7 protein-coding genes are annotated in these 6748 nt (G+C 75.6%); 6 read left to right on the top strand and 1 reads right to left on the bottom strand.

Going from position 1 to position 6748, the window contains the following annotated elements:
- On the top strand, positions 1-1348 hold a 1348-nt coding region (locus RWM17_RS10885), incomplete at its 5' end, for a zinc-ribbon domain-containing protein (protein WP_314103590.1).
- A 103-nt stretch (positions 1349-1451) separates the two neighbouring features.
- A complete protein-coding gene (locus RWM17_RS10880) occupies positions 1452-2363 on the top strand; it encodes a hypothetical protein (protein WP_314103587.1) in 912 nt (303 codons plus the stop codon).
- Here the strand turns inward: RWM17_RS10880 and RWM17_RS10875 are convergent.
- Positions 2354-3382 (bottom strand): asparaginase, encoded by a 1029-nt coding sequence (locus tag RWM17_RS10875; RefSeq protein WP_314103584.1) that lies wholly within the window; start codon positions 3380-3382, stop codon positions 2354-2356. The two genes, RWM17_RS10880 and RWM17_RS10875, sit on opposite strands and share 10 nt — an antisense overlap.
- Positions 3383-3390: 8 nt before the next feature.
- On the opposite strand from RWM17_RS10875, the gene RWM17_RS10870 reads away from it, so the two are divergent.
- The 4 genes from RWM17_RS10870 to RWM17_RS10855 all read left to right on the top strand — a co-directional run bounded on the left by RWM17_RS10870 (position 3391) and on the right by RWM17_RS10855 (position 6716).
- On the top strand, positions 3391-3900 hold the full coding sequence (locus RWM17_RS10870) for an OsmC family protein (protein ID WP_314103581.1): 510 nt from the start codon (positions 3391-3393) through the stop codon (positions 3898-3900).
- Between the two features lie 139 nt (positions 3901-4039).
- Entirely contained in the window at positions 4040-4603 is a 564-nt protein-coding gene (locus RWM17_RS10865; RefSeq protein WP_123546284.1) for an FKBP-type peptidyl-prolyl cis-trans isomerase, read from the top strand.
- 2 nt (positions 4604-4605) lie between these two features.
- A complete protein-coding gene (locus RWM17_RS10860; RefSeq protein ID WP_314103576.1) occupies positions 4606-5592 on the top strand; it encodes an FKBP-type peptidyl-prolyl cis-trans isomerase in 987 nt (328 codons plus the stop codon).
- Between the two features lie 44 nt (positions 5593-5636).
- Entirely contained in the window at positions 5637-6716 is a 1080-nt protein-coding gene (locus tag RWM17_RS10855) for a 1-deoxy-D-xylulose-5-phosphate reductoisomerase (protein ID WP_314103575.1), read from the top strand.
- Positions 6717-6748: the final 32 nt, after the last annotated feature.

The following is a 6748-nucleotide window of genomic DNA, read 5'->3' as shown; positions in this document are numbered from 1 at the left end:
CGACGGCGTCGCGGACGAGGCAGCCGGCCAGAAGGCCGGGCGACCCGCCGGCGGTCGGCACGACGCCGCCCGTCCCGAGGGCGGCGCAGTCGTCGGCTCCTCGGCTGCGGCCGACCTGGACGATCCGGCTGACGGGCACGACAGCTCCGCCCCGGGAACGACCGAGACCCCGACGGCGCCGGACGGGACGCCGGGACCGACCGACCCTGCGGGGTCCGTCCCCGGGGCCGACGACGGCGAGGACGCCGTCGAGCCCGAGCCCGAGGCGGAACCGCACTCCGGTCCCGACGCATCCGAGCCCGGACAGTCGTCCGAGCCAGGGCAGCCCTCTGCGGCCGACCCCGTGGCCCCGGTGCCCCTCCGTGAACCGGCTCCCGCTCCCGACGCCGTGGCCGGCGACACGGCCCCGGTGGCCCCGCTGCCTCGGGCCGTACCCGGCGCCTCCCCGGCGGTCGCGCCGGTGCCGGACGGCGACCCGGTCCCCCTGGTCGAGCCCGGTCAGCAGAAGGTCGTCGAACACTGCACGCACTGCGGCGCGCTGCTCGACGAGGACGACATCTTCTGCCCCGAGTGCGGGGCCGTCGTGCAGTCGGTGGCGCTGTCCTTCACCGGACCGGTCGCTCCGCTGCCGCCCGAGTGGCGTCCCAGCGTTGCGGCACCGGCACCGGCTCCGGCACCCGCACCCGCACCCGCACCCGCACCCGATCCTGAGAACGTCGTCGACGCGGGCGGCGAGGCGACTCCGGTCGTCGACGAGCACCGTGCCGAGCTGCCGCCCGAGCGACAGGCCGCCCGGCCGACCGCTCCGACGTCCGAGCCGCCGGTCCAGCCCGGGGCGGTCCCCGGCCGCTGGGCAGGAGCGCCCGAAGGGGGCGGCGCGCCCCGTCTCCCCGACCTGCCGCCCATGCCGACGGCGGCACCGGCGTCGGCCTTGTCGGGGCTCCTCGCCGGCGACGCCCGCTCCCGCCTGGTCACGGACGACGACGTCGACGAGACCCGTCTCGTGAGGAGGGGCCCCGTCGGCACCGAGTACCTCTTCCAGTTCAGCACGGGCGAGAGCGTCACCGTCGACGGGTCCGGCCTGCTCGGACGGGCACCGACGCCGCAGCCGGGGGAGCGGTTCGACCACCTGGTCCGCATCGCCGACCCGGGCAAGTCCGTCTCGAAGACCCACCTCGAGTTCGGGCAGGAGCTCGGGGCCCTCTGGGTGAGCGACCGGTGGTCGGGCAACGGCACCGTCGTGCGTCCCCACGAGCAGCCCGCGCGACGTGTCGAGCCGGGCACGCGCGTGCGCGTGGCCCGCGGCACGCGCGTCGAGATCGGCGAGCAGTTCTTCATCGTGAGCTGATCTCCTGAGCTGATCCCTCCCCAGGCCGCTCTCCGAGCCGAGGTCCGACCTCGGGCCAGGGGACAGCTGCCACGCCGCCGGATCGCCGTGGTGGGCTGGCCTCGTGACATTCCCCGACACCGCGACCACCTCCTCCTCGCCCGGCGTCGTCGTGCTGCCGTCCCCGTCGCCCGAGCCGTCGCGTCGGGCCCTCTCCGTCGCTGCCGTCTCGGTCGCGGGCCTTGCGGTCGGGGGTGCGGGCGCGGCCCGGGGCGATCTCGACCTCCTCGCCGTCCTCGTGGCCGGGGCGTCGGTGGCCTCGGCCCAGGGCCTCGTGGGCCTCGTCGGGCGACAGGCGGCCCGCGCCGCCCGAGACCGGTGGTCCGCGGCCCTCGACGAGACCGAGGCGGTCTGCGACGCCCGGATCGACTCGCGTCGTCGCTCCCTGCGGCACCTCTGGCCGACCTCTGCCGACCTCGTGGAGCGGCTCCGTCGAGGTGAGGCTGCACCGGTCGTCGGCGTGCGCTCCCTCGTCGTCCTCGGCAGCGGGCGGGTCGACAGCGGGATCGTCCTCGTGGGCGACACCGGTGCCGCCGTCGTGCGCCACGCCCGCACCGAGGCGCTCCGACGGCGCGTCGCCGAGCTGCCCGGCGGTCCGCTCTGCGTCGACGCCGCCGGCGGGGTGCACGTACGGGGCCCGGAGCTGCTGGCCCGGTCCCTCGCGGGCGGCTACCGCGCCCAGCTACGGCACCGGGGTGCTCCGGACGGCCTCGTGACCTGGCAGCCGACGGAGGCCGACGGACACGGCGCCGCCGAGAGCCGAGCTGCCGAGGCCCGGTCGGGGCAGGGCGGAGGAGGCGGCGGCCCAGGGTCGTCCGCAGCCTGCGTCGTCGAGATCTCGAGCCACGGTGCCGTGGCCGTCGTCCGTCGCGACGGCACGGCCTGCTCGGTGCCCGTCACGCCGGCGTGGACGTCGGTGCTCGACGCCCCCGATGCCCCCGACGCGCGGACGGAGCCGTCAGCGGGTCACGCCTGAGGGGTCGTGAGCGCCCCGCTGAGTCGGAGCGAGCCGACGGGGACGCCCCCGCCGAGCACCTTCTCGAGGGTCGCGGAGGTGACGCGGTCGGCAGCGGCCTGTTCCACGACGCCCTGCTCGACGAGGAGGTGCAGGGCGACGAGGGTGCCGGCGCGGACGTTCCCGTCGAGCACCTTGACCGCGACCCCGACGCCGCCGGTGGTCCCCATCACCATGACGCCTTCGGCCCCGAGCTTGGCGAACACGCCGAGCTCGTCGATCGTGACCGTGTTGTCCCGTCCCGGGCCGTCGATCGCCCAGGCGTCGGCGAGCACCGAGCGGACGAGGTGCGCCGCGTCGGGGTCTCGGTCGTCGCGGACGTCACCGGCCGACCCGGCCACCCGGCCGACGGCCCGCGCGAGGCCGGTGACCGTCGTGGCGAACACGGGAGCGCCGCAGCCGTCGGTCCCGGCGTGGTCGACGACCTCGCCGGTGAACTCGGCGACGGTCTCGCGCACGGCTGCCTGGAGGGGGTGGTCGATCGCTGTGTAGGTCGCCGTGTCCCAGCCCTGCTGGTCGCAGGCGAGGAGGAAGGCGGCGTGCTTGCCCGAGCAGTTCATGGCCGCGCGACGGGGCTCGTCGAGCAGGCGGGCGCTGCGGCGGTCGCCGGGCCAGTCGGCGGGGCAGAGCAGGTCGTGCTCGTCGTGGTCGCCGCGCGCGAGCATCGCCTCGACGACCTCGAGATGGGCGGGGGTGCCCTCGTGGCTGGCGGTCGAGAGCACCGCCTGCGGTCCCTGGAGGTCGACGCCGGCGCGCAGCACGGTGAGCGCCTGCAGCGGCTTGAGGCAGGAGCGGGGGTAGATTGAGGCCCCGACGTCGCCGACCGAGCGCAGCACGGCTCCGTCCGGCCCGACGACGACCCCGGCGCCGAGGTGGCGGCTCTCCTCGAGGCCCGAACGGACGAGGACGGCGAGCTCGACGCTCCCGTCGGCGGTGAGGGGACGGCGCGGGTCGCCGGCGGAGGCGCTCAGGTGGGTCATGATGGGGAGTGTATCGACGCCCCGCCGAGGAGGATCCCGTGCTCGACCACCACTACGCCGTCGACCTCGCCTGGACGGGCGACCGGGGCGTCGGAACGACGTCGTACCGCAGCTACGGCCGCGACGCCACCGTGTCCGCCGCCGGCAAGCTGCACGACATCCAGGGGTCGGCCGACCGCACCTTCCACGGCGACGCCGATCGCTGGAACCCGGAGGAGCTGCTCCTCGCCGCCCTGGCCGAGTGCCACCTCCTCAGCTACCTGCACGTCGCGGCGTCCGCGGGCGTGGTCGTGGTCGCCTACCGGGACTCGGCCGAGGGCTCCATGACGCAGACCGCCGACGGGGGAGGTCGCTTCACGTCGGCCACGCTGCGGCCCGTCGTCACCGTGGCGGACGCGTCGATGGTCGAGCTCGCGGGCACGCTGCACGCCGAGGCCGCCCGCAAGTGCTTCATCGCCGCGTCGGTCGCGTTCCCCGTCGGCCACGAGCCCACGACCCTGGTGGCCGCAGCCTCCTGAACCGGGTCGACGTGCCTCGGCCGTTCAGCGGGCCCTGCGGCGGCGTGGGGCAGAATGACCTGACCCGGCGCCTGCGACCCGGGCGGCTCCGTGCCGTCCCGGCTCCGCGCCGTCCCCGCCCCTCGACCGAGAGACTCCCATGCGCCGCTCCCTCTCCCTGCTCGCCGTCCCCGTCCTCGTGCTGGGCCTCGCCTCCTGCGCCTCCGAGGCCAGCACCGGCGACACCGCGACCTCCGCCCCGTCCTCCTCGTCGAGCGCCCCCTCCGACGTGCCCACCCGCGCGAGCGGCGAGGCGCAGGAGCCGCAGGCCGGATTCCCGACGGTCGAGCTCGACTCCGACGGCCGCCCGACCGTCACGCTCCCCGGCACGGAGGCGCCGACCGAGCTCCAGGTCGAGACGCTGATCAAGGGCGACGGCCCCGTCGTCGAGGACGGCGCCCAGGTCACCGTCCAGTACCAGGGCTCGCTCTGGAAGGACGGCACGGTCTTCGACGAGAGCTGGAAGCGCGGCGAGCCGACCACGTTCGGCACCGGCCAGGTCATCCCCGGCTTCGCCGCGGGCATCGTCGGCCAGACCGTCGGCTCGCAGACCGTCGTCGTCATCCCGCCGGCCGAGGGCTACGGCGAGGCAGGCGCTCCGCAGGCAGGCATCGCGGGCGACGACACGCTCGTCTTCGTGATCGACATCCTGGCCGCGAACTGACCGTGACCGCCGTCGGTCGCCGCGCGCGCCTCCTCGGCCTGGTCGGGGTGCCGCTCCTCGCGGTCGCCCTGGTCGGCTGCACGGACGACGCGGCGCCCGAGCCGTCGGCCACCACGCCCGGTGCCAGCCCTGCCGCGACCGCCTGCCTGGGCGGCGGCGCCGAGGCGGACTCGGTCGAGGTGTCGGGCGAGGTGGGGCAGAAGCCCGGCATCGCGTTGGCCGGCCCCCTCGGGGCGGCGACGAGCCAGCGGGCCGTGGTGTCGCAGGGCACGGGGCCGGAGACGAAGTCGGGCGACGTCGTGCAGGTGGCCGTGACGGTCTTCGACGCCACGACCGGCGCCGAGCTGAGTTCCGCCGGCTACGAGCGCGGCAGCGGCGAGCAGCTCACCATCAGCGCCGACTACTACGTGCCCGGGCTGGAGGCCGCGCTGCTCTGCAACCAGGCCGGCTCGCGTTCGGTCACGGTCGCCAGCGCGGCCGACATGCAGCCGGCCCAGACGGGCACCGCGCCGCCGAACGCGGCGGCCGTGATCGTCGTCGACACGTTCTCGATCGTGCCGACGCGCGCGACCGGCGTCGACCAGCCCGCGCAGCCGGGCTTCCCGGAGGTGACGCTCGCCGACGACGGCCGTCCGACGGTGACGATCCCCGACGCCGACCCGCCGGCCGAGCTGCAGGTCGAGGTGCTGAAGAAGGGCGACGGCGAGGTCGTCCCCGATCCCGCCAACGTCACCGTCCAGTACCAGGGCGTCAACTGGCGCGACGGGAAGGTCTTCGACGAGAGCTGGGGCAAGGGCACCCCGACCCCGTTCTCGACCGCCCAGGTCGTCCCGGGCTTCGCCGCGGCGATGATCGGCCAGACCGTCGGCTCGCAGGTGCTCGTCGTCGTCCCGCCCGCCGAGGGCTACGGCGACGGCGGACAGCCGAGCGCGGGCATCGAGGGCGGCGACACGCTCGTCTTCGTCATCGACGTCCTCGCCGTGGCCTGAGCGGCGCCTCCGCACGGCGCCGCGCGCGCCCCTAGGCTGACCGCATGCGTCGCGTCATCCTCCTCGGCTCCACCGGCTCCATCGGCGTGCAGGCGCTCGACGTGGTCGCCGCCCACCCCGATCTCTTCACCGTCGTCGGGCTGTCGGCCGGCTCGGACGCCGCCCAGCTCGCGGAGCAGGCAGCCCGCTTCGGCGTCGAGCACACCGCCCTCGGCACCGACGAGTCGGTGGCGCTCGTCTCCGACGTCGAGGCCGACGTCGTCGTGAACGGGATCACGGGCAGCGTCGGCCTCGCGCCGACGCTCGCCGTGCTCGACTCGGGCGCCACGCTGGCGCTGGCCAACAAGGAGAGCCTGATCGTCGGCGGCGACCTCGTGCGCGAGCGCGCGGCACCCGGGCAGATCGTGCCGGTCGACTCCGAGCACTCCGCCATCGCGCAGGCGCTCCGCTCCGGCGACCGCGGCGAGGTCCGTCGTCTCGTGCTCACCGCCTCCGGCGGGCCCTTCCGTGGCCGCACGCGCGCCTCCCTCGCCGACGTCACCCCGGCCGAGGCGCTCGCGCACCCCACGTGGGACATGGGCCGCGTCGTCACGACGAACTCGTCGACGCTCGTCAACAAGGGGCTCGAGGTGATCGAGGCGCACCTGCTCTTCGACGTCGACTACGACGACATCGACGTCACCGTCCACCCGCAGTCGATCGTGCACTCGATGGTCGAGTTCGTCGACGGGTCCACGATCGCCCAGGCGTCGCCGCCCGACATGCGACTGCCGATCTCGCTCGGGATGGCCTGGCCCCACCGCGTGCCGGGCGTCGGCGTGCCCCTCGACTGGACCACCGCCTCCACCTGGACCTTCGAGCCGCTCGACGACGAGGCGTTCCCGTCCGTGCTGCTCGCCAAGCAGGTCGGGCGGGCGGGCGCCACCTGGCCCGCGGTGTTCAACGCGGCGAACGAGCAGGCCGTCCACGCGTTCCACGACGGCAGGGTCGGCTACCTGGGCATCCTCGACACCGTGCGCGAGGTCGTCGACCGGCACACGGCGGGGCCGAGCACCCTCGAGGGCGTGCTCGAGGCCGAGCGCTGGGCCCGTGAGGCGGCCGACGCGCTGCTCGCCCGCAGCTAGCTTCTCCCGCCCCGCCCCGCCCCGCCCCGCCC

Source organism: uncultured Frigoribacterium sp. (genome assembly GCF_963515265.1).
In the GTDB taxonomy this organism is placed as follows: Bacteria; Actinomycetota; Actinomycetes; order Actinomycetales; family Microbacteriaceae; genus Frigoribacterium.
Note: the sequence above shows the minus strand (reverse complement) of the source record. Positions and strands in the feature narration are given on the sequence as shown.

Excerpts from the sequence above, each read along its gene's own strand:
- RWM17_RS10875 (WP_314103584.1), bottom strand. The coding sequence starts at position 3,382 with ATGACCCACCTGAGCGCCTCCGCCGGCGACCCGCGCCGTCCCCTCACC.
- RWM17_RS10865 (WP_123546284.1), top strand. The coding sequence starts at position 4,040 with ATGCGCCGCTCCCTCTCCCTGCTCGCCGTCCCCGTCCTCGTGCTGGGC.
- RWM17_RS10855 (WP_314103575.1), top strand. The coding sequence starts at position 5,637 with ATGCGTCGCGTCATCCTCCTCGGCTCCACCGGCTCCATCGGCGTGCAG.